The following is a 23867-nucleotide window of genomic DNA, read 5'->3' as shown; positions in this document are numbered from 1 at the left end:
ATCCGCAGACAAGAGGCGGCCCGCCCACCCTGCCGGGCGCTGGCCGAGTCGATGCTTATTCTTCGGGCGCGGCCTTGACGTCGATGACCACGTCGTCGGCCACCTGCACTTGCATGCCCGGCCGGATCTTGTTGGTCTTGCGCAGTTCCTGCTCGCCATTGACCTTGACGATGCCGGTGGCCACCAGCGCTTTGCCCGCGCCGCCGCTGTCCACCAGACCACAGATTTTAAGAAGGTCGTTCAGCGCGATGAATTCGCTGTCAATTTCTACTTCAAGGTGTTGCATGGTTAAAACCTGCCTGGCAAAACGCCCAGTCTAGCAGACGGCCAGGCCCTTGTTTGTAGCGGCCCTGCGTCAGGACAGGACGAACGCAGACTTTTCATGTGTCTGTCATGGTTTTGCAATATCGCGCAGTAACAATCGCTGCCGAGCCGCATCCAGGCCCCGGCGCCTATGCGCCCGGAAACCATCGGCAGCGTTGCGTTGTGCGACGCCCGCCACCGCAAACCTTGGGGAAATCAAAATGAAAAACGCCGCACTCGCCGCCCTGTTCGCAGTTGCCCTGTTCAACACCGCCTGCAGCTCGGCGCCGCAAGCCGCTGCCCCGGCTGCTGCCGCACCGGCCGCCGCCGCCGCACCGAAAGACGCCGCGCTGGCCGCCAACGTCAAGGCTGCGCTGGATGCCGATAGCGAACTGGCGCCGTTCAACCTGCAAGTCACCGGCAAAGATGCCGACGTCACCATCAATGGCAACGTGGATACCGGTCTGCAAATGGCCAAGGCCGGCATGGTGGCCGAAAAAGTGAAGGGCGTGCGTTACGTCGCCAACAACATCATGCCGAAGCAATAAGCAGCCATCGCGCGGGCGCAAGCTCGCTGCGCTGATGCAAAACAGGCGTCCATCCGGGCGCCTTTTTTATTACGTGATGCAATCTTTTGCCCGCTAAACTGGTCTGCTTGTTTCACCCAAATAAAAGGCGACCTGATGCGTTTTATCGGCAATGTGCTGTGGTTTGTACTGGGCGGTTTCTGGATGGGGTTGGGCTGGTGGCTGGCCGGGCTGGTGGCGTTGATCACCATCGTCGGCATCCCGTGGGCGCGCGCGTGTTTTGTGATCGGTGCGTTTTCGTTCTGGCCGTTTGGCAAAGAAGCGGTCAAGCGCAATTACATCACCGGGCGGCATGATGTGGGCACCGGCGCGCTCGGCTTTATCGGCAATGTGATCTGGTTTGTGTTTGCCGGCTGGTGGCTGGCGCTGGGCCACGTGACGGCGGCGCTGGCCAATTTCATCACCATTATCGGCATCCCGTTTGGCATCCAGCATCTGAAGCTGGCGCTGATCGCCCTCGCCCCGGTCGGCCAGACTGTGGTGCCGAGCAACCAGCGCTTCGGGCTGCGTTAAAGCCGCGCGCTAACACCGTCGGCCATTGACGCGGTAAATATTGAAAACGCATAGGGTGGGTCAAGACCCACCACTCAATGCTATATGCCACGTGCGGTGAGCTTGGCATACCACATTGGAGGGTGGGTCTTGACCCACCCTATGCATTTACGCGTTGTAACCGAGGTTGGGGGCGAGGTCGCGTTCGGCTTGTTCCACGCTCACGCCGCGGCGGGCGGCGTAGTCTTCCACCTGGTCTTTCTCGATCTTGCCCACGGCAAAGTACTGCGATTGCGGGTGGCTAAAGTAGAAGCCACTAACTGCCGCCGTCGGCAGCATGGCGTAGCCCTCGGTCAACTGCATGCCAATCGATTCCGCATCCAGCACGCGGAACAGATCAGTCTTGGTGGTGTGGTCCGGGCAAGCCGGATAGCCCGGCGCGGGGCGGATGCCGACGTATTTCTCATCGGTCAGCGCGTCCACATCCAGATTCTCGTCGGGCGCATAGCCCCACAATTCCATCCGCACTTTGCGGTGCATATATTCGGCAAAGCCTTCGGCAAAGCGGTCTGCCAGCGCCTTCACCATGATAGCGTTGTAATCGTCATTGGCGTTTTCAAAGCGCGCCACATGCGGCTCGATATTCAGGCCGCCGGTGACGGCAAACGCGCCGATGTAATCCGCCTTGCCGCTGTCTTTGGGCGCAATGAAATCGGCCAGCGCCCAGTTCGGCTTGCCTTCGGCCTTGGCGTTTTGCTGGCGCAATGTGCGCCAGGCCATCAGCGTGGCGCCGCTTGCCGGATCGTAAATCTCGATATCGTCGCCCACGCGATTGGCGGGCCACAAACCCACCACGCCCGATGCCGTTACCCAGCCTTCGGCCACCATCTGCGTCAGCATGGTTTGCGCATCGGCAAACAAGGCGCGCGCCGATTCGCCCACCACTTCGTCTTGCAGAATACGCGGATATTTGCCGAACAATTCCCAGGCATTAAAGAACGGGCTCCAGTCGATCAGCGGGGCGATTTCGCTCAGCGGCACGTTCTCGAATTTGAACACGCCCAGTTGCTTGGGCTTGGGCGGGCTGTAATGCGCCCAGTCGATCATGGGCTTGAACGCATTGGCGCGCGCCTGCGCCAAGCTGATCAGTTTGCTGGCGCCGCGATTGGCGTGGATGGTGCGGATGTTCTGATATTCATTGCGCAGCTTGCCGACAAACTCGGGCTTCAGTTCATCGCTCAACAAGTTGGAACACACCCCCACCGCGCGCGACGCATCAGGCACATACACCACGGTGCCGGCCGGATAACCGGGCTCGATCTTCACGGCGGTATGCACCTTGGACGTAGTGGCGCCGCCGATCAGCAGCGGCAGCGTAAAGCCCTGGCGCTGCATTTCTTTGGCCACGTGCGACATCTCTTCCAGGCTCGGCGTAATCAGGCCGGACAAACCGATCATGTCCGCGCCGATTTCTTTGGCGGTATCCAGGATTTTTTGCGCCGGCACCATCACGCCCAGATCGGTCACCTTGTAGTTGTTACAGCGCAGCACCACGCCCACGATGTTTTTGCCGATGTCGTGCACGTCGCCTTTCACCGTGGCCATCACGATGTTGCCTTTGGCCGGGGCGTCCTGCAGGCCCATATCGATCTTCTCTTGCTCGATAAACGGCTCCAGATGCGCCACGGCGGCTTTCATCACGCGCGCCGATTTAACCACCTGCGGCAGAAACATCTTGCCCGCGCCAAACAGATCGCCGACGTGGTTCATGCCGTTCATGAGCGGGCCTTCGATCACGTGGATCGGGCGTTCAGCGGCCTGGCGCGCTTCTTCGGTGTCTTCGACGATAAAGGTGGTGATGCCTTTGACCAGCGCGTGGGTGATGCGCTCTTGCAGGCTGCCTTCGCGCCAGCTCAGGTCTTCGCCCTTGGCCTGGTTTACGTCGCCGCGAAAGCTCTCGGCCAGTGCAATCAGCGCCTCGGTGGCGGCCAGCGGATCGGGCCCGGCATCGCGCATCAACACCACGTCTTCGATGCGGTTGCGTAATTCGGCGGGCACTTCTTCATACACTTCCAGCGCACCGGCGTTGACGATGCCCATGGTCATGCCTTGCTGGATGGCGTGATACAGGAACACCGCGTGGATGGCTTCGCGCACCTTGTTGTTGCCGCGGAAGCTGAACGACACATTGGATACGCCGCCGGAAATCTTGGCATACGGCAGGTTTTGTTTGATCCAGCCGGTGGCCTCGATAAAGTCGAGGCCATAGCGCGCGTGTTCTTCGATGCCGGTGGCGATGGCAAAGATGTTCGGGTCAAAGATGATGTCTTCGGGCGGATAGCCGCATTCGTCCACCAGAATGCGATAGCTTTTTTCGCAAATCTCGATCTTGCGGGCATAGGTATCGGCCTGGCCGACTTCATCAAACGCCATCACGATCACCGCCGCGCCATAACGCCGCAGCAAACGCGCTTGTTGCTTGAACTTGTCGACGCCTTCTTTCATCGAGATCGAGTTGACGATCGGCTTGCCCTGAATGCATTTAAGGCCCGCTTCGATCACATCCCACTTCGAGCTATCCACCATGATGGGCACGCGGCTGATATCGGGCTCGGCGGCGACCAGGTTCAAAAAGGTGACCATGGCTTTGTGGGCATCGAGCATGCCCTCGTCCATGTTGATATCGATAATCTGCGCGCCGGCTTCGACCTGCTGCCGGGCCACATCGAGCGCGGTGGCGTAATCGCCATTCAGGATCAGCCGGGCAAAGGCTTTACTGCCCGTGACGTTGGTGCGTTCGCCCACGTTCACAAACAGATCGCGGTCGCCGATATTGAACGGCTCCAGCCCGGACAAACGACATTTGCGTTCAATCTGCGGCAGCGGGCGCGGCGCGACGTCTTTGACGTTTTTGTAGATGGCCGCGATGTGGTCGGGCGTGGTGCCACAGCAGCCGCCAATCACGTTAACCAGACCGGCTTCGGCCCATTCGCGCACCTGCACGCCCATGGTTTCGGCATCCAGATCGTAACCGCCAAAGGCATTGGGCAAACCGGCGTTCGGGTGCACCGAGACATAGGTGGCCGATACGCGCGCCATTTCTTCCACGTACTGCCGCAGCAAATCGGGGCCCAGCGCGCAGTTCAGGCCAAAGGTGATGGCGTCGGCGTGTTCCAGGCTGTTGTAAAACGCCTCGGTGGTCTGGCCGGTCAGCGTGCGGCCCGATTGATCGGTAATCGTGCCCGACACCATCACCGGCAGCTTTTCTTGCTCGGGATGATCGTCAAAGTATTTGTGGATGGCGAACACCGCCGCCTTGGCGTTCAGCGTGTCGAAAATGGTTTCGACCAGCAGGATATCGGCGCCGCCTTTGACCAGGCCGTCGATGGCTTCGGTATAGCTTTCCACCAGCTCGTCAAACGTCACATTGCGAAAGCCCGGGTCGTTGACGTCGGGTGAAATCGAACAAGTGCGGTTGGTGGGGCCGAGCACGCCGGCGCAATAACGCGGTTTTGCGGGCGTTTTTGCCGTCTGCGCCACGCACAGGTCTTTCACCAGTTTCGCGGCGGCAAAGTTCATTTCCCATACCAGCTCTTCCATGCCGTAATCGGCCATGGCGATGCGGGTACCGTTAAAACTGTTGGTCTCGATGATGTCCGCGCCCGCATCCAGATACGCCTGGTGGATGCCGCCGATGATGGCGGGCTGCGTCAGCACCAGCAGATCGTTATTGCCTTTGACGTCGCTGGGCCAGTCGGCAAAGCGCGTGCCGCGGTAGTCGGCCTCTTGCAGATCATGGCGCTGGATCATGGTGCCCATCGCGCCATCCAGGATCAGGATGCGTTGATTAAGCTGGTGCTGCAGGTCGGCAAGGCGCGTCATCGGGTTGATTCTCAAGGGCTTTACGGGGCGGCGGAAGGCGGATTTTAACACGCGGGCGTGGCCACGTAGGATACCGCCGCACAGCCGGGCCATGGCCTGCGCGCTATCATGAAAGCTCTTCGCCACCCGCATAAGGCTCACTCATGACGGCTGCCGCGCCGCTGCATCTTCAAGCCGAGATCGCCAAAGCCATGCGCCTGCGCCGCATGCGCACCTTTGCCAGCGCCCTGCTGGCGGCGGTGACCTTGCTGTATCTGTTCTGCCTTAAATTTGAAAGCAGCCACCCGTGGCTGGGTTATGCCGCCGCCTTTGCCGAGGCCGCCATGATCGGCGCACTGGCCGACTGGTTTGCGGTGACCGCACTGTTTCGCTATCCGCTGGGCATACCTATTCCGCATACCGCCATCATTCCGCGCAATAAAAACCGCATCGCCGATAGCCTGGGCGTGTTTATCGAAACGCACTTTTTGCAGCCCGAACAATTGCTGGTACGCATCGACAGTTTTAACCCGGCGCGCCGCATTGCCATCTGGCTGGCGCGGCCCGGCGCCAAGCGCGATCTGACCGCCACCGGCACGTATTTTCTAAGCTATGTGCTGACCACGCTGGATGACCCGCGCCTGACCGCGATGGCGCGCGAGATGGCGCTCAAGGCCTTGGGCAAGGCGGATTTTTCGCAAGCGGCGGCGTCGTTGCTGCAAGTGCTGCGCGCCCAGGGCAAGCATCAACATATGCTCGATGGCGTGGTGCGCGAGCTGCTGGAGCGGCTGCAATCCACCACCACGCAAGAATACCTGGCCGACATCATCGCCAAAGAATTCAGCGTGTTGCGCTGGGTGGCGCTGGATGGCACCAGCGGGCGTTATCTGGCGCGCAAGCTGGTGGCGGCGGGTATTAACGAACTGGAAACCGTGCTGGTGAACCCCGCGCACAGCCTGCGTTTAAGCTTTGACGAGCAACTGGTGGAGCTGACCAACAAGCTGCGGCAAGACCCGGCGCTGCAGCAGAAGTTATCGGACTGGCGCGATAACCTGTTGGCGTCGACCGAGCTGCAAGACCGCATGAACAGCATGTGGCACAACTTGCTGGAAAGCCTGCAGGCCGATCTGGCGCATCCGCAATCGCAAATCCAGCAAAAGATGGGCAGCGCCATCAAACAATTCGGCCGGCGTTTGCACGAAGACCAGGCGTTTGCCGATTGGTTGAATGGCCAGATACGCGGCTTTGCGGCGCGTTCGCTGGCGCGTTATCGCAGCGAGATTGGCCGCTTTATCGCCGACCAGCTCAAAGCCTGGGATAACCGCGTGCTGGTGGAACGCATGGAACTGAATGTGGGCGTCGATCTGCAATACATTCGCGTCAACGGCACCGTGGTGGGCGGGCTGGTGGGACTGCTGATCTACACGGCGCGCCACGCTTTGGGCTGGTAGCGTGCCGCGCTGTTGGCCGGCAAAACAAACCTAATCCGCGCCCACCGCCAGCGATTGCCGCCGCGTCAGCTCGGGAAACCAGCGCATCCACAACGCCACCACAATCAGCGTGCCGATGCCGCCCACTACCACTGCGGGCACCGGGCCGAGCAAGGCGGCGGTGGTGCCCGATTCAAACTCGCCCAACTGATTGGACGCGCCGATGAAAATCGAGCTGACCGCGCTGACGCGGCCGCGCATGGCATCGGGTGTTTCCAGTTGCACCAGCGACGAACGCACCACCACGCTGATCATGTCGCACGCGCCCAGCACCACCAGCGCCGCCAGCGAAATGCCGAAGGAATGCGACAGGCCAAATACGATGGTGGCCACGCCAAACAGGCCGACCGCGCCAAACATGATCTTGCCAACGTGTTGACGCAGCGGACGGCGTGCCAGATAAAACGACATGCTCAGCGCGCCTATGGCCGGGGCCGAACGCAAAATGCCCATGCCCCACGCGCCGGTATGCAGAATGTCGCGCGCAAAAATCGGCAGCAAAGCCGTCGCGTCGCCCAGCAATACCGCAAACAGATCGAGCGAAATCGCGCCCAGGATAATGCGGCGTTCGCGGATATAACGGATGCCGCCAAACAGCGATTCCAGCGTGGCGGGCGGGCGATGTTCCTGCTTGCGTACCAGCGGCAGCGTAAACATCGAAATGGCCGCCACCAGCCAGAAAATCGCGGTGGTCAGATACACCGCATCGGGGCCGACGGCATAGATAAAGCCGCCCAGCGCCGGGCCAGTAATGATGGCCACCTGCATCAGCCCCGAACTGGTGGCCAGCGCTTGCGGCAATTGCGCTTCGGTGACCAGACTGGGCACCAGCGCCTGCAGGCTGGGCGTCTCGAACGCGCGCGCGGTGCCGATGCAGAACGCGGCGATGTACAAGGCGGTGGGGCTCAGCTGCTCGGCCAGGCTGGCGGCGGCCAGCACGGCGGCGACGATAAATTCCAGCGTCTGGCAAATCGCCACCACGCGGCGACGGTCGTAGCGGTCGGCCACATGGCCCACCACCAACGTAAACAATAATTGCGGCGCAAATTGCGCAATGCCGATCAGGCCCAGGCTAAATGCGCTGTGCGTCAGCGCATACATCTGCCAGCCCACGGCCACCGCCAGCATCTGGTACGACAACGCGGTAAACAAACGGCTGGCCAGCAAATGGCGAAACGGGCGTAACGCCAGTAAAGACAATTCCATGCGGTTTCCCGAGAGATGAAAAAAGGCGAGCACATGGCTCGCCCGGGTACGGCATTACGGTGCCGGATTCGGCTGTTTGGTGTGGATGGCTTCGATGGCGTTGAGCACGTCGTCGCTGAGTTTGACGCTGATGCTCTCGATGTTTTCCTTGAGCTGCGCCAGCGTGGTGGCGCCAATCAGGTTGCTGGTTACAAACGGCCGCGTATTCACATACGCCAGCGCCATCTGCGCCGGGCTCAGGCCGTGTTCGCGCGCCAGGTTCACATAATCGGCGGTGGCGATTTTGGCTTCGGGCTTGCTGTAACGGCTAAAGCGTTCATAGATGGCCACGCGACCATTCTGGCCGGTGCCGTCGATGTACTTGCCGCTGAGCACGCCAAACGCCATCGGCGAATACGCCAGCAGGCCCACTTGTTCGCGATGGCTGAATTCGGCCAGGCCGATTTCAAACGCACGGTTGAGCAAGCTGTACGGGTTCTGGATGCTGACCACGCGCGGCAGGCCGACGTTTTCCGCCGCACGCAAAAACTGCGCGACGCCCCACGGCGTTTCGTTGGACAAACCGACGTGGCGAATCTTGCCGGCCTTCACCAGATCGGCCAGTACCTGCAACGATTCTTCGGCCGGCACCGTGTATTCATCTTCAATCCACGGATAGTTAAGCCGGCCAAAGGTATTGGTGCTGCGATCGGGCCAATGCAGTTGGTACAGATCAATGTAATCGGTCTGCAAACGGCGCAGGCTGCCGTCCACGGCTTCGGTCAGGCTGCGGCGGTCATGATGGGTTTCGCCGCCACGAATATGGCGCGGTTGATGCGGCTGGCGCACCGGGCCCGCGGCTTTGGTGGCCAGCACGATGTCTTTGCGGCGGCCGGTTTTTGCCAGCCAGGTGCCGATATAGGTTTCGGTGAGGCCTGCGGTTTCGGCGCGCGGCGGCACCGGGTACATCTCGGCGACATCCACCAGCGTGACGCCAAGCTCCAGCGCCAGATCCAGCTGGGCATGCGCATCGGCCTCGGTGTTCTGTTCGCCCCAGGTCATGGTACCCAGGCCGATCAGGCTGACGTCGAGATCGGTACGGCCAAGTTTGCGATATTCCATTACTGCTCCTGTGCAAGGGGGCGGGGGTTACATAGGCAACGACGTCGGGCGCAGGGAGGTTGACCCGACCGGTCGAATAATAGCGTGCGCACGCGCGGCGTAGGGCGCTTTGCCGCTTTGGCCGCCTTGCGCGCCCGCCACTGTAGCGGCGCCGTCAATAAAACAAAAAATAATTATAAATATGATCGTTATTCCGGATGGTTTATTAGCACGGCTCCGTTATCATCGCGCACCGTTGTAGCGCCTGGCGGACTACGGCAATGCCGCAATGCACCATCACGAACCTTTGTCATCGGCAGCCAATACAATGGCTGACCGGATGGCTGGGGCGAGAACTGAAATTAGTGCATTACGTCAGAGATCTAGCGGTTTGCAGCGGCGTCTGCCAGGTTGAGCAGGGCGCAGGCATCAAACTTGCTGTACCGGGCACTGACGCGCTCACTTGAAGCCGTCCACTCAGGCGTCATGTAGTGACGCTATGATGATTACAAAATCAATGGAGACGAAACCGATGCAGACCCACGCCATTCGCCTTGAGGCCGCCGGTGATCCTTCGGTGATGCAACTGGTCGAGATTGATCTGCCCGACCCCGCGCCGGGCGAAGTGCAGCTTCGCCATACCGCCATCGGCGTCAACTTTATCGACACCTATCATCGCAGCGGCTTGTATCCGGTTAAATTTCCGTCGGGGCTGGGCCAGGAAGCCGCCGGCGTGGTGGAAAAGCTGGGCGAGGGCGTCACCGATTTCAAAGTCGGCGATCGCGTGGCTTATCCCAATGGGCCGCTGGGTTCCTATGCGCGCCAGCGAAATATGCCGGCGGCCAGACTGGTGCCGATTCCTGACGGGATTTCGGACGAAGTGGCCGCGGGATCGCTGATGCGCGGCATGACTGCGCAATATCTGCTTAAGCAAACCTTTGAAGTCAAACCGGGCATGACGGTGCTGATCCATGCGGCTGCGGGCGGCGTGGGCCAGATTGCCTGCCAGTGGGCACAAGCGCTGGGCGCCACCGTTATCGGCACCGCGGGGTCGGAAGCCAAATGCCGGCTGGCGCGGCCGTTTTGCGACCATGTGATTGATTACACCAACGAACATTTTGCCGAGCGCGTGCATTTGCTGACCGGCAATCAAGGCGTGCCGGTGGTGTACGACGGCGTGGGCGCGGCCACGTTTGAGGGCTCGCTGGCCAGCCTGGCCCCGCGCGGTTTGCTGGTCAGTTTTGGCAATGCCTCGGGCCCGGTGCCGCCGTTTTCGCCCAATCTGTTGGCCAGCAAAGGTTCGTTGTACTTAACCCGCCCCACGCTGGGCAATTACGCCAGTACGCGCGCCGAACTGCTGGCGATGGCGGCCGATTATTTTGCGATCGTGGCCAGCGGCCGAGTGCGTGTCACGGTCAACCAGCGTTACCCGCTCGCCGATGCGGCACAAGCGCATCGCGACCTGGAGGCCCGCAAAACCACGGGCTCCACCGTATTGATCCCATAAGGCGCAAGACACCCATGGTCCACTTGATGTATCTCCACGGCTTTTTATCGAGTCCGTTTTCGCAAAAGGCGCAAGACACCGCAGTGTGGATGGCCGAGCAAAGCCTGGCCGATTATTTTCATTGCCCGCAAATCCCGATGGAACCGGTGGCCGCAGGCCGCGTGATCCAGGCGTCAATCGACAAACTGGGGGGCGAGCCGGTGTGCTTTATCGGCAGTTCGCTGGGCGGCTATTTTGCCAACTGGGCCGTGGAAGAAGGCGGCGGGCGTGCGGTATTAATCAATCCGGCGGTACGGCCGTATGAACTTTTGCGGCACTATATCGGCCCACAACGTAACTATCAGACCGGCGAGATCCACCATATCGACGTCGGCTACGGCGATCAGCTGCGCAAATACGAGCGCCCGGTCAGCAAACCCGATCAGTACTGGCTGATGGTGCAGACCGGCGACACCACGCTGGATTACCGCGAGGCGGTGGAGCGCTATCCGCTCAGTCGCCAGACCGTCATCGAAGGCGGTGATCACAGCTTTCAGAACTATGTGGACTGGTTGCCACGCATCTGGGAATTCGCCCAGGAAGGAAAGTGAGTTGTTATGTCCACCCCTCAGCGCGGCATCCTGCCCGAGGGCTCCAGCCACGTCATTTTTCTGACACTGCGCCGCCGCCTGGGCCGCCCGGCTGATGCGGCCATGCGCACGCTGATCGGCCAGTTGCCCCAGCACGCCGAAGAAGTCGCCGCGGTGTACCCCGAAGCGCGGTTTTCGGCCGTGCTGGCGCTCGGCGAGCACGGCTGGGCCGATCTGTTTGGCGATGCCCGGCCGGCACGCTTTCGAGGTTTTCCGCGCATCGCAGGCGCCATCCACCCGGCCCCGGCCACGGAAGGCGATCTGTTGCTGCACGTGCGCGCCGAACGTTATGACCTGGTGTATGAATTTGCCGACCGCTTTGCCACGTCATTACAAGCCTGGTTTGAAGTGGTCGAATCGGTTACCGCGTTTAAATACCGCGAGTGGCGCGATCTGACCGGCTTTGTGGACGGCACCGAGAACCCGCACGGCGACGACGAGCGCGCCGAGGCCGCGCTGGTGGGCGATGAAGACGCCGCCTGGGCCGGCGGCAGCTATGTGCACACGCAACGCTACGTGCATCGCATGCAGCAATGGAACGCGCTGGCCGTCAAACAGCAAGAAGCCGTGATGGGCCGCACCAAGGCGCAGGACGAAGAATTGTCGGACGAAGACAAGCCGCTGACCGCCCATATCGCCCGCGTGGTGATTGAAGAAGACGGTAAAGAACTGGAAATGCTGCGCCACTCGATGCCCTATGGCACACCGGGCGGCGAGAAGGGTTTGTTGTTTGCGTCTTACTGCCGCACGCCTGATGTATTCGAGAAAATGCTCGCGCGCATGGTGGCCCCCACATCCGACGGGCGCGTGGATCACCTGTTGACGTACAGCCGCGCAGTGACCGGCGGCGCGTTCTTTGCGCCCAGCCGTGAGGTGCTCCAGGCGCTGGCTGCCTAGTGCCGTGATAGATGTGATCCCCGTAAAACCCGATGCCGCGGCGTCGGGTTTTTTATTGCGCTGATCGCCCAGGGGATGGGGTTTTGACGTGCGCTGACGACATGTTGCTTTTGTAGCATTTCGTCAGCCTTCGTATCGACGGTAGCTAAATCTGTGGTAATACTGGCATTTTAATTACAACAGATGACAATAATGAAAACCCCGACCAAGACGATCTTTGCCGTATCCGCCCTGACTTTGATCACCCTGCTCAGCGCTTGTGGTGGCGATGGTGGCAGTGACAGCAGTAGCAGCCCCACCCCGACACCGACCGGCGCGCCCACGGGCACTCCGACGCCAACCCCCACGCCGACCGCAACGCCAGTGCCGACCCCAACACCCACCCCCACACCGACACCTGCTCCGGCTTCGGCGCAGCAAGGCCTGTACGTGGGCAACGCCAGCCGCACCGGCGTGTCCGGCACCGAAGTGGTCTACACCACGTTGCGCGCCGATAACGCCTACTGGGCCGTCTACGTTAACAACTCCAGCGTCGGCTTTATCCACGGCACCGGTAGCATCAGCAATGGCACCTTTACCTCGACCGATGCGCAGGATTATCAGGCTTCTTCGTCCGTCGCGGCCCAAGCCATCACCAGCACCACCGCCAGCATCGTGACTGGCGCGTCGCTGACGGGTAATGCCACTTACGCCAATAGCGCGACGGCCAGTTTCAATGGCGTTTATACCGCCAGCTATGACCAGCCAGCTTCGTTAGGCGCGTTGGCGGGCACGTACACCGGCACGGTGCTCACCCTGAATACTGCGGATATCGGCACCATCGTGATTACGTCTGCTGGCGCGATTACCAGCACCAGCGCGGGCGTCAATGGCTGCCGCATCACGGGTCAGCTGTCGCTGGATGGCTCGGGCAAAAACGTCTACAACGCCACGCTGACCTATGACCAGGCCACCTGCCAGCGCAGCGATACCGCCACCGGCCAGGCCTTCAAGTACAACGGCAAGTTGTTTATCACCAGCATTACGCCGGCTAACGATGCGCTGATGATTGCCGGTCAGTAATCGTCTCGCAGCCCATAAAAAATGCCGACGTCGCAACGTCGGCATTTTTTTATCCACAGCGCACGCGGCGAATCAGTCTTTCATAAAGCCCAGGCGGGTGGGTTTCATTTCGGCATCAAAGTCATACACCAGCGGCACGCCGTTGGGGATTTCCACCGCCACGATCGCGTCATCGGCGATGTTTTCCAGATGCTTGACCAGCGCGCGCAGCGAGTTGCCATGCGCGGCGATCAGTACGTTTTTGCCCGCGGCCAGTTGCGGCGCGATGGTTTCGTACCAGGCTGGCAGCACGCGGGCCACGGTGTCTTGCAGGCATTCGGTCAGCGGTACTTGTTCGCGGGTCAGGCCGGCGTAACGCGGGTCGTTGATGCTGTCGCGCTCATCATCCGGGCTCAGCGCGGGCGGGCGCACGTCGTAGCTGCGACGCCAGATATGCACTTGCTCGTCGCCGTGCAGCGCGGCGGTTTCTTTTTTGTTCAGGCCCGACAGCGCGCCGTAATGGCGTTCGTTAAGACGCCAGTCCTTGATCACGGGGATCCACAGCGCGTCCATGGCATCTTGCACATGCCACAGCGTGCGAATGGCGCGCTTGAGCACCGAAGTAAACGCGATATCGAAATGGATGCCGGCTTCTTTCAGACGACGCCCTGCGTCGCGAGCTTCATCGGCGCCTTTTTCGGTGATATCCACGTCAATCCAGCCGGTAAAGCGGTTTTCCAGGTTCCATTGTGATTCGCCGTGGCGAACCAGCACGAGCTTGGCCATTGAATTCTCCTGAGTGAGCCGATAAGTGTCGGCCGCTATTCTAGGCGTTGCGGGCGACGGCGCAAACAGCCATGCCGCCCGCATCCGGACTATTTACGCGCCAGCGCGCTCGATCACGGTGTGAGCGCTGGCCGGGCCGTCATCGGGCGCCGCCACTTGCGCCAGATCGGCCTCGCGCGTTTCGCGCATGCTCAGTACCGCAATAAAGCTGAGCAACGCCGCCACCGACACATAGCCACCCACCCAGCTCAGGCCGCCGCGCTCCACCAGCACTTGCGCGATATACGGCGCAATCGACGCCCCGATAATGCCGCCCAGGTTATACGCAATGCCCGCGCCGCTATAGCGCACTGGCGTCGGGAAGATCTCGGGCAGCAACGCGCCCATCGGCCCGAAGGTAAAGCCCATCAAGAACAGTTCGATCACCAGAAACAAGGTCACCGGCCCGAACGTGCCCGCGCCCAGCAACGGTTGCATGGCAAAGCCCGACGCCATGGCCAGCGCCGTGCCCAGCAGCAAGACCGGCTTGCGACCAAAGCGGTCGCTGGCCCAGGCCGACAGCGGCGTCGCCAATGCCATAAACAGCACGGCAAAGCACAACATGCCCAGAAATTGCGGGCGGCTGAAATGCAGCGTTTTGGTGCCATACGACAGCGCAAACACGGTCGAGATATAGAACAGCGCGTAGCACACCACCATCGAAAACGCGCCTTGCAGCACCGGCAGCCAATGACGGCCAAACAGCGCGGCCAGCGGCACCTTCACCCGTTGCTGGCGTTGCATGGCTTGGGCAAACACCGGCGTTTCGTGCAATTTGAGCCGCACATACAAGCCCAGCGCCACCAGCACCGCGCTAAAAATAAACGGCACGCGCCAGCCCCAGCCTTTGAACTGATCATCGCTCAGCGCCACGGCCAGCCCCAGAAACAGGCCGTTGGCCAGCAAAAAGCCCACCGACGGGCCCAGTTGCGGAAACATGCCGAACCACGCGCGTTTGCCCGGCGGTGCATTTTCGGTGGCCAGCAAGGCCGCGCCGCCCCATTCGCCGCCCAGGCCGATGCCCTGGCCAAAGCGCAGCACGCACAGCAACAGCGGCGCCAGATCGCCAATCGAATCATGGCCAGGCAGAAAGCCGATCAGCGTGGTGGAGACGCCCATCACGGTGAGCGACGCCACCAGCGTAGATTTGCGCCCGATGCGATCGCCAAAGTGGCCAAACAAGGCGGAACCCAACGGCCGCGCCAGAAACGCGATGCCAAACGTCACAAACGCATTCAGCGCCTGGGCCGTGCTGGATTCCTTGGGAAAAAACGTCGGGCCGATGATCAGCGCGGCGGCGGTGGCAAAGATGTAGAAGTCAAAAAACTCGATGGCGGTGCCGATAAAGCTGGCCACCGCCACGCGCGCCGTCGAATTGGCGGGCGGCTGGGCAGAAGTCGTCATGGAATGATCTCGTTGTCAGGCACGGTTCATGCATGACAAACAACGCGAAACCGCAGCGCCATCCGCCATGCCGACCGGGCACGGTAGAAAAAACAGGCTGGCAAACGAGGGAGCGGCGGCGTGATGGCCAGGTTCGGCGCAACACGGGGCGGTGCGCCAATGTGGCGCCACCGCGGGCCAGGCGGGTGCATTTGCGGCTGGGTAAGCTGAGCAAATGATAAGGAAGCGTAAAACTGCCCGCAAGCCGGGAACCTCACCCGGGTCCATGGGTCTGGTCTGAAGCAGGTTAATAAAATTGTAAAAATTCACCTTTTCCGAAACCGGCTGAGCGCCTATGGTGCCTGCCTTTTGATTTACGCTGCGCGTTGCGCAGCCCCGGGCCCAAACCGTTTTATGCGCATTCTTAGTCCCGCCGCTTTGCTGGCGCCTGGTTGGCAACGCGTCCGCCCCCTGGTTGTGCCGCCGTGGCTCGAACGCGTCTGGCCACGTGTTTCGCCTATTGCGCCGTTTGTGGCCGTGGTGGCGCTGCGTTTTCTGGTGGATACCGAATGGGATGGCGCGCGCATCCTGTTTCAGTTGCTACTGTTCTTTGTGCTGTATGCGTTTCTGGAACGCTGGTCGGCGGTCGCGGCCTGCATCGGGCTGGAAGGCGCGCTGGCGAACGGCAGCTGGATTAAAGAAGACGCCACCGGCGAACCGCTGCTGACGCGGGATCTGTTCGAGGTATCGCAAGGCGCGGCGCTGACGGGCTATGCCGACTGGCATCTGATTGGCTATGTGGCGCTGACGCTGCTGGCCGTGGGCTATGGCTTGTATCGCCATCCGCGCATCGTGTCGTGGCGGCTATTACCGGCGCTGATCCTGCCCGCGATGTTTTTTGTGCGCATGGATAACCCGCAACGGCTGGACGACTATCTGACGCCACAATTGCTGTACGCGTTGAAGACGCAATACCACTCGTACAATTTCCGCGAAAACGCGCGCGCCAACGGCATCATCGGCCACCTGTTTCTGAACGCCGAAACCGTACCGCCGCCCGCGCATGGCCCGCATAACTTTTATGCTGCGGGCGAGCTGCGCCAGTTTGACGCCACCGAACCCGATGTGTTTGTGATTCTGTGCGAATCCTGCTTTACCACCGCCGACGCACGCTTTAAAACGCCGATGCTGCGGCTGCAGGACAAGGGTTTCACCATGACCGATATGGTGAGCCCGGTGTATGGCGGCGGCACGGCCGAGGCCGAATTTGAAGTGCTGACCGGGCTTTCGAGCAAGGTCTTCCCCGGCATCGATTATCAAAACTTTGCCAACCAGTACGCCGAGCACGCGCACACCATCGTCAGCCATTTTGATCACGCCGGTTATCACACCTACGGCCTGCACGATTACTACTCGACGTTCTGGAAGCGCAACATCGTCTACCCCAAGTTCGGCTTTGACGAGACGCACTTTGTCGATGAAATGGATTGGGAAGAAGAAGGCTGGCCCGACGACAAGCTGCTGTACCAGAAGGCCATGTCGCTGTACGACGCCAGCCCGCGCACGCAAAAGAACATGATGTTTATGGCCACGGTGATGACCCATGGCAAATACGATGCGGCCAATGACGACAATGGCGACGGCGATTATCTAAAGCGGCTGGATACGGCCATCACCGATATGAGCGTGTTTGTTGACCAGCTGCAAAAGTCGGCCGCCAAGCGCAAACGGCCGTTGCTGATCATGGTGTTTGGCGATCACAAGCCGGGCATCACGGCCGTGTTCCACAAGGACGGCGTGTTTGGCGACGATCTGTTTACCAGCAGCGGCGAACGCAATGAGGACTACCGCTTTAATCCGCGGCTGACCCCGGAGCAACTGGCGGTGCGCGGGCAGATTCCGGTGATGATCAAATATGTGGGCAAAGCGCATAAGCAGTTGCAGCCGCAACTGGCTGACAACCTGCGCGGCAAGCCGCTGCTGTGCATGCCGGGGCAACTGGCGCAGGTTACGCCGCAGCAGGGCAACTTTTTTGCCACGCTGGCCAACGTCTGCAACCAGATGAAGGGCTTGCCCTACGGTGAACACGGCTGGGACGCGATGTTCCCGACCGCGCTGTACGCGGAACGGTTGTTCTGAGGCGGGATATGCGTAGGGTGCGTTACCCCGCAAGCGGGCAACGCACATTTCGGTTTTGCCGTGGATGCCCGATGGACCCAACCGGGGCCGTCCCTTTGACCCCCAAAATGGGCGTTGTCCCCGCAAGCGAAGACAAGCCCTTCGGGTAACGCACCCTTCCGCACAGCTTGTTCAGTGGTTGTGCACAGACTTATCCACAGCGCTTTTTTCCAAACGCCGCTTCACGCGGTGGGCGGACGCCACCGACACTGAGTCAGTTCACGCGCATAGGGTGGGTCTGGACCCACCAACCAGAGTGGTATGCCAAGCTCACCGCGATAGCAAATCACCTTGCGTGGTGGGTCATGACCCACCCTATGCGTCTGTACACAGCTTGTTCAGGGGTTGTGCACAGACTTATCTACAGCGCTTTCCAGACTCCGCGTCACGCGGTGAGGCGAACGCCAAACACGCTGAGGCAAGTTAACGATGCGCATAGGGTGGGTCCAGACCCACCAACCAAAGCAGTATGCCAAGCTCACCGCGATAGCAAATCACCTTGTGTGGTGGGTCATGACCCACCCTATGCGTGCTGTGCACAGTTTGTTCAGTGGTTGTGCACCGACTTATCCACAGCGTTATTCAAACACCGCTTCACGCGGTGAGGCGAACGCCACCGACAGCCCGCCGCCGCCGATATTCACCCCGGCAGTCAGACTCATCTCGCTGGCCAGCACCGTCACGCCCTTGGCCTCGGCCGCCTGCTTCAGCCGCGCGTAGCCGGGCATCTTGTCCAGCCTGGCCGGGTCGCCGCCGTAGCTGACGCATACAAACGGCGCATCCAGCCCGTTCTGGATATGTTCCACCGCGGTATCAAACAGTTTTTTGCAGCCCGCCTCAAAGCCACGAATGCGCCCCACCGGTGTGGTGTCGCCCTGAAACCCGCGCACGATGGGTTTGATGTCCAGTGCCGAGCCCATCATGTACGACATCAGCCCCACACTCTTGTCGCCCTTGCGCCGTGCCTGCTGCCGCAACTGGCCCAGGTTCTCCGGGATCAGAAACGCTTGCGTGGTGGCCTGCAGCCGTTCGATCTGGCGGATGATTTCCAGCGACGATTTGTCTTCGCGCGCCAGCCGCGCCGCTTCGGCCACGATCAAGCCCTGGCCGGTAAACAGGTTGTAGCTATCAAACACGCGCAAGGAAAACGGCCCGGCCACGCCCGCGGATTCGCGCAGCGGCTTGTAGGCGCCCAGCATCTGCAGCGCGGCCTGGCTGGCGTTGGCGTGGATCAGACTGCGGCTGGCCATCACGGTCAGGCAGAACACATAGTCGTATTCCACCACCAGCCTTTCCAGAAACAGCTTTTTGATGTCGTCGGCGCTCAGCGGGGCTGATTCAAAGGTGGTATCGCCTTTGGCCAGCCGCTCTTTATAAAACTTGAGCGTGGCAGCGGTGTCGCGCCCGTCCACAAACGGTTTGCCGTCTGCGCCGGTAATGGTGATCGGAAGAATGACGATGCCGTGTTCGTCCAGAAATGAACGTGGCAGATCGCAGCAGGAATCGGTAACGATGCCGAAACGCATGCCAGAGCCCCTTAAAACAAATGGTTGTGTAACACCGTGGACCACGAAGGTCGTGTTGTTTTTGTTACCAATCTATGACGTTGGTATGGCGCGGGATTATGCCCGCAGTGAGCCGGATCACAACACGATGAACGGAGTTTCTGAACGGATATACGAGAGGCGGCAGGTTTTGGATCAAAAGTGTTGTAAGAAAGCGGCAGCCCTGAAAGCTAAATCGTGCACACCAAAAAAATACGGCCGCTCTGGTTTGGGGCGGCCGTTTCTGGACATCGGAGCGGCGCGGTCGATCAGATTTTGCGTGCTGCCAACTGGCGCAAAACCTCATCGGCAATTTCGTCCGGCGTGGGGGTAATGTCCACCACGATGGCGTTGGCGGGCGGCTCCAGCAAATCAATCTGGCTTTGCAGCAGGTGCGGATCAAAGAAGTGGCCTTTGCGTTGCGCCAGCCGCTGGGCCAGCAACTCGCCGGTACCGGTCAGATGCACAAACACCACGTCGGTTTCGCCGGGGCTGGCCAGCTTTTCGCGGTACACCTCTTTCAGCGCCGAACACGTAAACACATGCGTTTCGCCCTTGCTGCGATAGTCGACTATCGCCGCGCGGATTGCCGCCAGCCACGGCCAGCGGTCGTCATCATTCAGCGCAATGCCCGCGTGCATCTTGGCGATATTGCCTTCGCTATGAAACACATCGGCATCCGAAAAGCCGCAACCCAGTTTTTTGGCCAGCAGCTCGCCCACCGTGGTTTTGCCGCTGCCGGAAACACCCATCAAAATCAGAATCATGTTGTTACTCCACTTCAAACCACGGTGGCCAGCCCTAGCGTCAACGCCAGCGCCACCACCGAAATAATCGTTTCCAGCACCGACCAGGTTTTGAAGGTCTGCGGCACTGTCATATTGAAATACTCTTTCACCAGCCAGAAGCCACCGTCGTTGACGTGACTAAAAATCAGCGAGCCCGCGCCGGTGGTCAGCACCATAAACTCCGGGCGCGCACCAGCGGCAGCGGCGATCGGCGCGACAATACCGCAGGCCGTGGTCATGGCCACCGTGGCCGAACCTGTGGCCAGGCGGATCAGCGCCGCCACCATCCAGCCCAGCAGCAAGGGCGAGATTTGCGCGCTGGTGGCCATATCCACCACCACTTTGGAAATACCGCTGTCCATCAGGATGCGACCAAAGCCGCCGCCTGCGCCCACCAGCAAGGTGATGGTGGCGGTGGGGGCCAGACACTCATTGCTGAACTTGAGGATGGTTTCGCGGCTCATGCCGCGCGCCAGGCCCAGCGTCCAGAAGCTGACCAATACGGAAATCAGCAGTGCCATCACCGAATTACCCGCCAGCCGCAGCACATCGTTGGGCAGGGTTTTGGGCGCAAAGAAGACATCGGCCCAGCTACCAATCAGCATCAAAAACACCGGCAGCAAAATGGTGGCCAGCGTGATGGCAAAGCTGGGCAGTTCGCGGTCTTTTTCGTCGGCGGCAAAGTGCGCCATCATCGGATTATCGCCGGTCAGCTTGACGTACTTGCTGATCTGCAGCGCAAACACCGGGCCCGCCAGAATCGCCGTCGGGATGCCGACAATCAGCGCATACAGAATGGTGCGGCCGATATCGGCTTTATAGGCGGTCACGGCCAGCAAGGCGGCCGGGTGTGGCGGGATCAAACCGTGCACTACCGACAAACCCGCCACCATCGACAGGCCCACCAGCACCATCGAAGTACCGGTGCGCTTGGCCACGTTAAAGGCAATCGGAATCAGCAACACAAAGCCGACTTCAAAAAACACCGGCAAGCCGACGATCAGCGCAATGGTCACCATGGCCCAGTGCACGTTTTTCTCGCCAAACCAGTTGATCAGCGTTTGCGCGATGCGTTCCGCGCCGCCGGATTCGGCCATCATCTTGCCCAGCATGGTGCCCAGCGCAATCACCAGCGCAATATGCCCCAGCGCGTTTCCGACGCCGGTTTCAAACGATTTGACAATGGTGGTCATCGGCATACCCACCGACACCGCCAACACAAACGACACCACCAGCAACGTGACAAACGGATTGAGCTTGAAGCGCGCAATCAGCACGATCAACAACACAATCGCCACCAGCGCGTACACCAGCAACATGGTTCCTTGCACCATCTTTCTGACTCCTGAACGGGTTTGACTACACGTCTCTGTAGCCTTTGTAGTTGGCCGAAGCGCTTATTGGCGGCAATCGGCCCGCTTTTTTTGTATTACCGAACGTTGAGTTACGGATGTTAACGTTAACATCGATGGGCGCGGCATCAGGTGTGCACCGTATGCCAAAGGGATTTGCATAGGGTGGGTCGAGACCCACCCTTCAAAGTGGCATGCCAGTTTCTATTCCCGTTGCGATGGCTTTGGGCGGTGGGTCATGACCCACCCTATGCGTCAGAAGTACGTCTGGACGGTCTCGACGACCTGGTAGCGTTCATCCAGCACCAGCACCTGGCGCCATGTATCAAGGCCAGCATGCATAGGGTGGGTCGAGACCCACCCTTCAAAGTGGCATGCCAATTTCTATTCCCGTTGCGATGGCTTTGGGTGGTGGGTCATGACCCACCCTATGCGTTAGAAGTAGGTCTGGACGATATCGACGACCTGGTAGCGTTCATCCAGCACCAGCACCTGGCGCCATTTATCAAACGTCAGACACGGGTGCGAGATATCAAACGCCAGCATATCGCCCACCTTGATCTCATCGCCGGGCGCGATCTGCAGATAAGCATGTTGGTCCATCATGCCGGTGATCTGCCAATGCGCTGGCACGTCCTGCGGCAGCGCGTCGCCCGGACAATAGATTTGCGCGGGCGTCGGGAAGCCAGCATCAAACGCTGCATCGCGCTTGCCCAGTCCGATGATGGCTTTATCGGCTTCGGGGATCGACTGCACATACGCCCACAACTGCAAGGCAGGTTTCAGTGAAGTGCGCATCTGATGCGCGATCGGATTGCGGATTTCGATCTGCGCCTGCGCGGTCTTGTAAATGCCGACATCGTGGGTCAGATAGCAGCCGGGGCGCAGCACCACGTCCAACGGCATGCCGATGCGCGCCGGAGCAAATTCTTCCGCCACCACGTCGTACCAGGCCGAGCCCGCACCCGACAGCAATGCTGGCGTGCGCTTGATCTGGCCGGCACCCGCCAGCTCGGTCAGCACCGTCACCGCGCGCTGCAAAAATGCGCGGATTTCGGCTTCCTGCTTCAGCACGCCTTCGTAGATTTCCACGCCGGCCAGTTGCAAGGCCTCGGGCCAACGCGCCAGCGCTGCCAGCACCGCGTCTTGCTGCGCGGCATCGCGTACGCCGGTACGGCCACCGGCCGCGCCCAGTTCCAGCAGCACTTGCAGCGTCTGGCCGCGTTCGCTGTAAAAGCGCCCCAGCTGATCAATGCCATCGACGTTATCAACCAGACAAAAGAATTCAAAGTCCGCATCGGCGATCAGCTGGCCGATGATTTCCATATTGCGTTTGCCCACCAGCTGGTTGGCCATGATCACGCGCCGTACGCCATGCGCGTAGGCCACGCGCGTTTGCTGCGCCGTCGCCAGGGTAATGCCCCACGCGCCGCCCGCCAGCTGACGCGCAAACAACTTGGGCGCCATGGTGGTCTTGCCATGCGGCGCCAGTTTCACGCCGTACTGGGTCACAAACGACTGCATCCATTGCAGGTTTTGCTGCATTACGCCGTCGTACAACACGGCGGCGGGCAGACTGATTTCTTCGTCCAGCAAACGCCAGCCCAAGCCTTGCGTCTGCGCCGGGCTGATCGGCTCGGGCAATGCGCCCACGCCTTTGTTCAGGTTATCGATCATTCCGCCGTGATAGTTTGTATCATTCATCGAAGCCGCCACTGGTCTGGTGTTGAGGGCCACAAGCACAAGCCCTTTGATATTTGCCAATCTGGTCTGATATAAAGTATCAGTCAAGCCCCGCCGGATTAACTGCTCACGCCATGCAACACGCGCTACCTCCGTTTGATATCGTCAGCCGCATCGCGCAACGTAGCGCCACGTTCAGCGCTACCGAGCAAAAAATCGCCCAGCTGATTCTGGCCGATCTGCCCGCCGCCAGCGCCGCCAGCATTGATGCGCTGGCCGCGCAGGCCGGGGTCAGCAAGGCCAGTGTCACCCGCTTTGCCCGCGCGCTGGGTTGTGCCGATGTGCGCGAACTCAAACGCTGGCTGGCGCAGGCCAGCGCCATCGGCAGCCGCTTTCTGGCCCCGCGCGCTGATGCCGCGCAGCAAGAGCCGGCCGACGTCATCCTCGACGATATCGTCACGCTGTTGCAGCGTAACCGCGCCTTTTTTAACCGCGAAGTTATTGCCGCCGCCGCGCAGGCCTTGCGCGATGCGCGCCAGGTGCTGGCCTTCGGCATGGGCGGCAGTTCTTCCATCATGGCCGACGAAGCGCGTAATCGCCTGATGCGTCTGGGCGTGCCCATTACCAGTTATCAAGACGCCGTATTGCAACGCATGGTGGCCGCCACGCTGGATGAGCGCTGCGTGGTGCTGGCGTTTTCGGTCAGCGGGCAGGGCGCTGAGCTATTACACAGTGTGGCCATCGCCCAGGAATACGGCGCGCGGCTGATTGCGTTTACCGCGCTGGGCTCGCCGCTGGCCAGACGCGCCGACTGGTGGATTCCGGTGCAGGCGCTGGAAACCGATTTTGTCTTCAAGCCGTCCAGCTCGCGCTACGCGATGTTGCTGGCGCTGGATGTGCTGGCCACCGCGCTGGCGCAGTTGCAACCCGAGCACAGCCAGGAACTGCTGCGCCGGATCAAATTTGTACTCGATGCCGAACGCGGTGGGGCCGATGCGCGCCATCCGTTGGGCGATTAGGA

The 23867-nt window shown here is 60.6% G+C and carries 19 protein-coding genes; 9 read left to right on the top strand and 10 right to left on the bottom strand.

Annotation, left to right across the window (positions count from 1 at the left end; genetic code table 11):
* Positions 1-55 precede the first annotated feature (55 nt).
* Entirely contained in the window at positions 56-286 is a 231-nt protein-coding gene (locus WG78_RS13440; protein WP_053938352.1) for an RNA-binding S4 domain-containing protein, read from the bottom strand.
* Between the two features lie 238 nt (positions 287-524).
* Between WG78_RS13440 and WG78_RS22160 the strand changes: the two genes are divergently transcribed.
* Together WG78_RS22160 and WG78_RS13430 are read left to right on the top strand one after the other, a co-directional pair.
* The gene (locus WG78_RS22160; RefSeq protein WP_083459078.1) at positions 525-851 is read left to right on the top strand and encodes a BON domain-containing protein; all 327 of its coding nucleotides are present in this window, start codon (positions 525-527) and stop codon (positions 849-851) included.
* A 135-nt stretch (positions 852-986) separates the two neighbouring features.
* Positions 987-1403, top strand: a complete 417-nt coding sequence (locus tag WG78_RS13430; protein ID WP_053938351.1) for a YccF domain-containing protein — start codon at positions 987-989, stop codon at positions 1401-1403.
* A gap of 147 nt (positions 1404-1550) precedes the next feature.
* Here the strand turns inward: WG78_RS13430 and metH are convergent, their stop codons facing one another.
* A complete protein-coding gene (metH, locus tag WG78_RS13425) occupies positions 1551-5264 on the bottom strand; it encodes a methionine synthase (protein ID WP_053938350.1) in 3714 nt (1237 codons plus the stop codon).
* A 143-nt stretch (positions 5265-5407) separates the two neighbouring features.
* On the opposite strand from metH, the gene WG78_RS13420 reads away from it, so the two are divergent.
* Complete coding sequence (locus WG78_RS13420; RefSeq protein WP_053938349.1) at positions 5408-6694, top strand: DUF445 domain-containing protein; 1287 nt, start codon at positions 5408-5410, stop codon at positions 6692-6694.
* A 30-nt stretch (positions 6695-6724) separates the two neighbouring features.
* On the opposite strand, the gene WG78_RS13415 is transcribed toward WG78_RS13420, so the two are convergent.
* Entirely contained in the window at positions 6725-7939 is a 1215-nt protein-coding gene (locus tag WG78_RS13415; protein ID WP_053938348.1) for an MFS transporter, read from the bottom strand.
* Positions 7940-7993: 54 nt separating this feature from the next.
* A complete protein-coding gene (locus tag WG78_RS13410; protein ID WP_053938347.1) occupies positions 7994-9040 on the bottom strand; it encodes an NADP(H)-dependent aldo-keto reductase in 1047 nt (348 codons plus the stop codon).
* A gap of 511 nt (positions 9041-9551) precedes the next feature.
* Here WG78_RS13410 and WG78_RS13405 point away from each other — a divergent pair.
* The 4 genes from WG78_RS13405 to WG78_RS22930 all read left to right on the top strand — a co-directional run bounded on the left by WG78_RS13405 (position 9552) and on the right by WG78_RS22930 (position 13114).
* A complete protein-coding gene (locus tag WG78_RS13405; protein WP_053938346.1) occupies positions 9552-10526 on the top strand; it encodes a quinone oxidoreductase family protein in 975 nt (324 codons plus the stop codon).
* Between the two features lie 14 nt (positions 10527-10540).
* Positions 10541-11116 (top strand): YqiA/YcfP family alpha/beta fold hydrolase, encoded by a 576-nt coding sequence (locus WG78_RS13400; protein WP_053938345.1) that lies wholly within the window; start codon positions 10541-10543, stop codon positions 11114-11116.
* 6 nt (positions 11117-11122) lie between these two features.
* Positions 11123-12052: a Dyp-type peroxidase gene (locus WG78_RS13395; RefSeq protein WP_053938344.1), complete on the top strand. Its 930-nt coding sequence runs from the start codon at positions 11123-11125 to the stop codon at positions 12050-12052.
* 192 nt (positions 12053-12244) lie between these two features.
* Positions 12245-13114 carry a hypothetical protein gene (locus WG78_RS22930; protein ID WP_201782437.1) on the top strand — a complete coding sequence of 290 codons (870 nt, stop codon included), beginning with the start codon at positions 12245-12247 and terminating at the stop codon, positions 13112-13114.
* Between the two features lie 72 nt (positions 13115-13186).
* On the opposite strand, the gene gpmA is transcribed toward WG78_RS22930, so the two are convergent.
* On the bottom strand, positions 13187-13879 hold the full coding sequence (gpmA, locus tag WG78_RS13385; RefSeq protein ID WP_053938342.1) for a 2,3-diphosphoglycerate-dependent phosphoglycerate mutase: 693 nt from the start codon (positions 13877-13879) through the stop codon (positions 13187-13189).
* A gap of 93 nt (positions 13880-13972) precedes the next feature.
* Entirely contained in the window at positions 13973-15322 is a 1350-nt protein-coding gene (locus WG78_RS13380) for an MFS transporter (protein ID WP_053938341.1), read from the bottom strand.
* A gap of 393 nt (positions 15323-15715) precedes the next feature.
* On the opposite strand from WG78_RS13380, the gene WG78_RS13375 reads away from it, so the two are divergent.
* Positions 15716-17440, top strand: coding sequence for an LTA synthase family protein (locus tag WG78_RS13375; RefSeq protein ID WP_053938340.1), 1725 nt, complete (start codon positions 15716-15718; stop codon positions 17438-17440).
* A 617-nt stretch (positions 17441-18057) separates the two neighbouring features.
* Here the strand turns inward: WG78_RS13375 and WG78_RS13370 are convergent.
* The 4 genes from WG78_RS13370 to WG78_RS13355 form a co-directional block, all read right to left on the bottom strand.
* Entirely contained in the window at positions 18058-19005 is a 948-nt protein-coding gene (locus WG78_RS13370) for a DegV family protein (RefSeq protein ID WP_053938339.1), read from the bottom strand.
* Between the two features lie 287 nt (positions 19006-19292).
* Positions 19293-19790 carry a gluconokinase gene (locus WG78_RS13365; protein WP_053938338.1) on the bottom strand — a complete coding sequence of 166 codons (498 nt, stop codon included), beginning with the start codon at positions 19788-19790 and terminating at the stop codon, positions 19293-19295.
* 14 nt (positions 19791-19804) lie between these two features.
* Positions 19805-21145: a GntT/GntP/DsdX family permease gene (locus tag WG78_RS13360; RefSeq protein ID WP_053938337.1), complete on the bottom strand. Its 1341-nt coding sequence runs from the start codon at positions 21143-21145 to the stop codon at positions 19805-19807.
* 453 nt (positions 21146-21598) lie between these two features.
* Positions 21599-22867 (bottom strand): amino acid deaminase, encoded by a 1269-nt coding sequence (locus WG78_RS13355; protein ID WP_053938336.1) that lies wholly within the window; start codon positions 22865-22867, stop codon positions 21599-21601.
* Positions 22868-22980: 113 nt separating this feature from the next.
* Here WG78_RS13355 and WG78_RS13350 point away from each other — a divergent pair, with 113 nt between their 5' ends.
* A complete protein-coding gene (locus tag WG78_RS13350) occupies positions 22981-23865 on the top strand; it encodes a MurR/RpiR family transcriptional regulator (RefSeq protein ID WP_053938335.1) in 885 nt (294 codons plus the stop codon).
* Positions 23866-23867 lie beyond the last annotated feature (2 nt).

The organism is Amantichitinum ursilacus (assembly GCF_001294205.1).
Taxonomy (GTDB): domain Bacteria; phylum Pseudomonadota; class Gammaproteobacteria; order Burkholderiales; family Chitinibacteraceae; genus Amantichitinum; species Amantichitinum ursilacus.
Note: the sequence above shows the minus strand (reverse complement) of the source record. Positions and strands in the feature narration are given on the sequence as shown.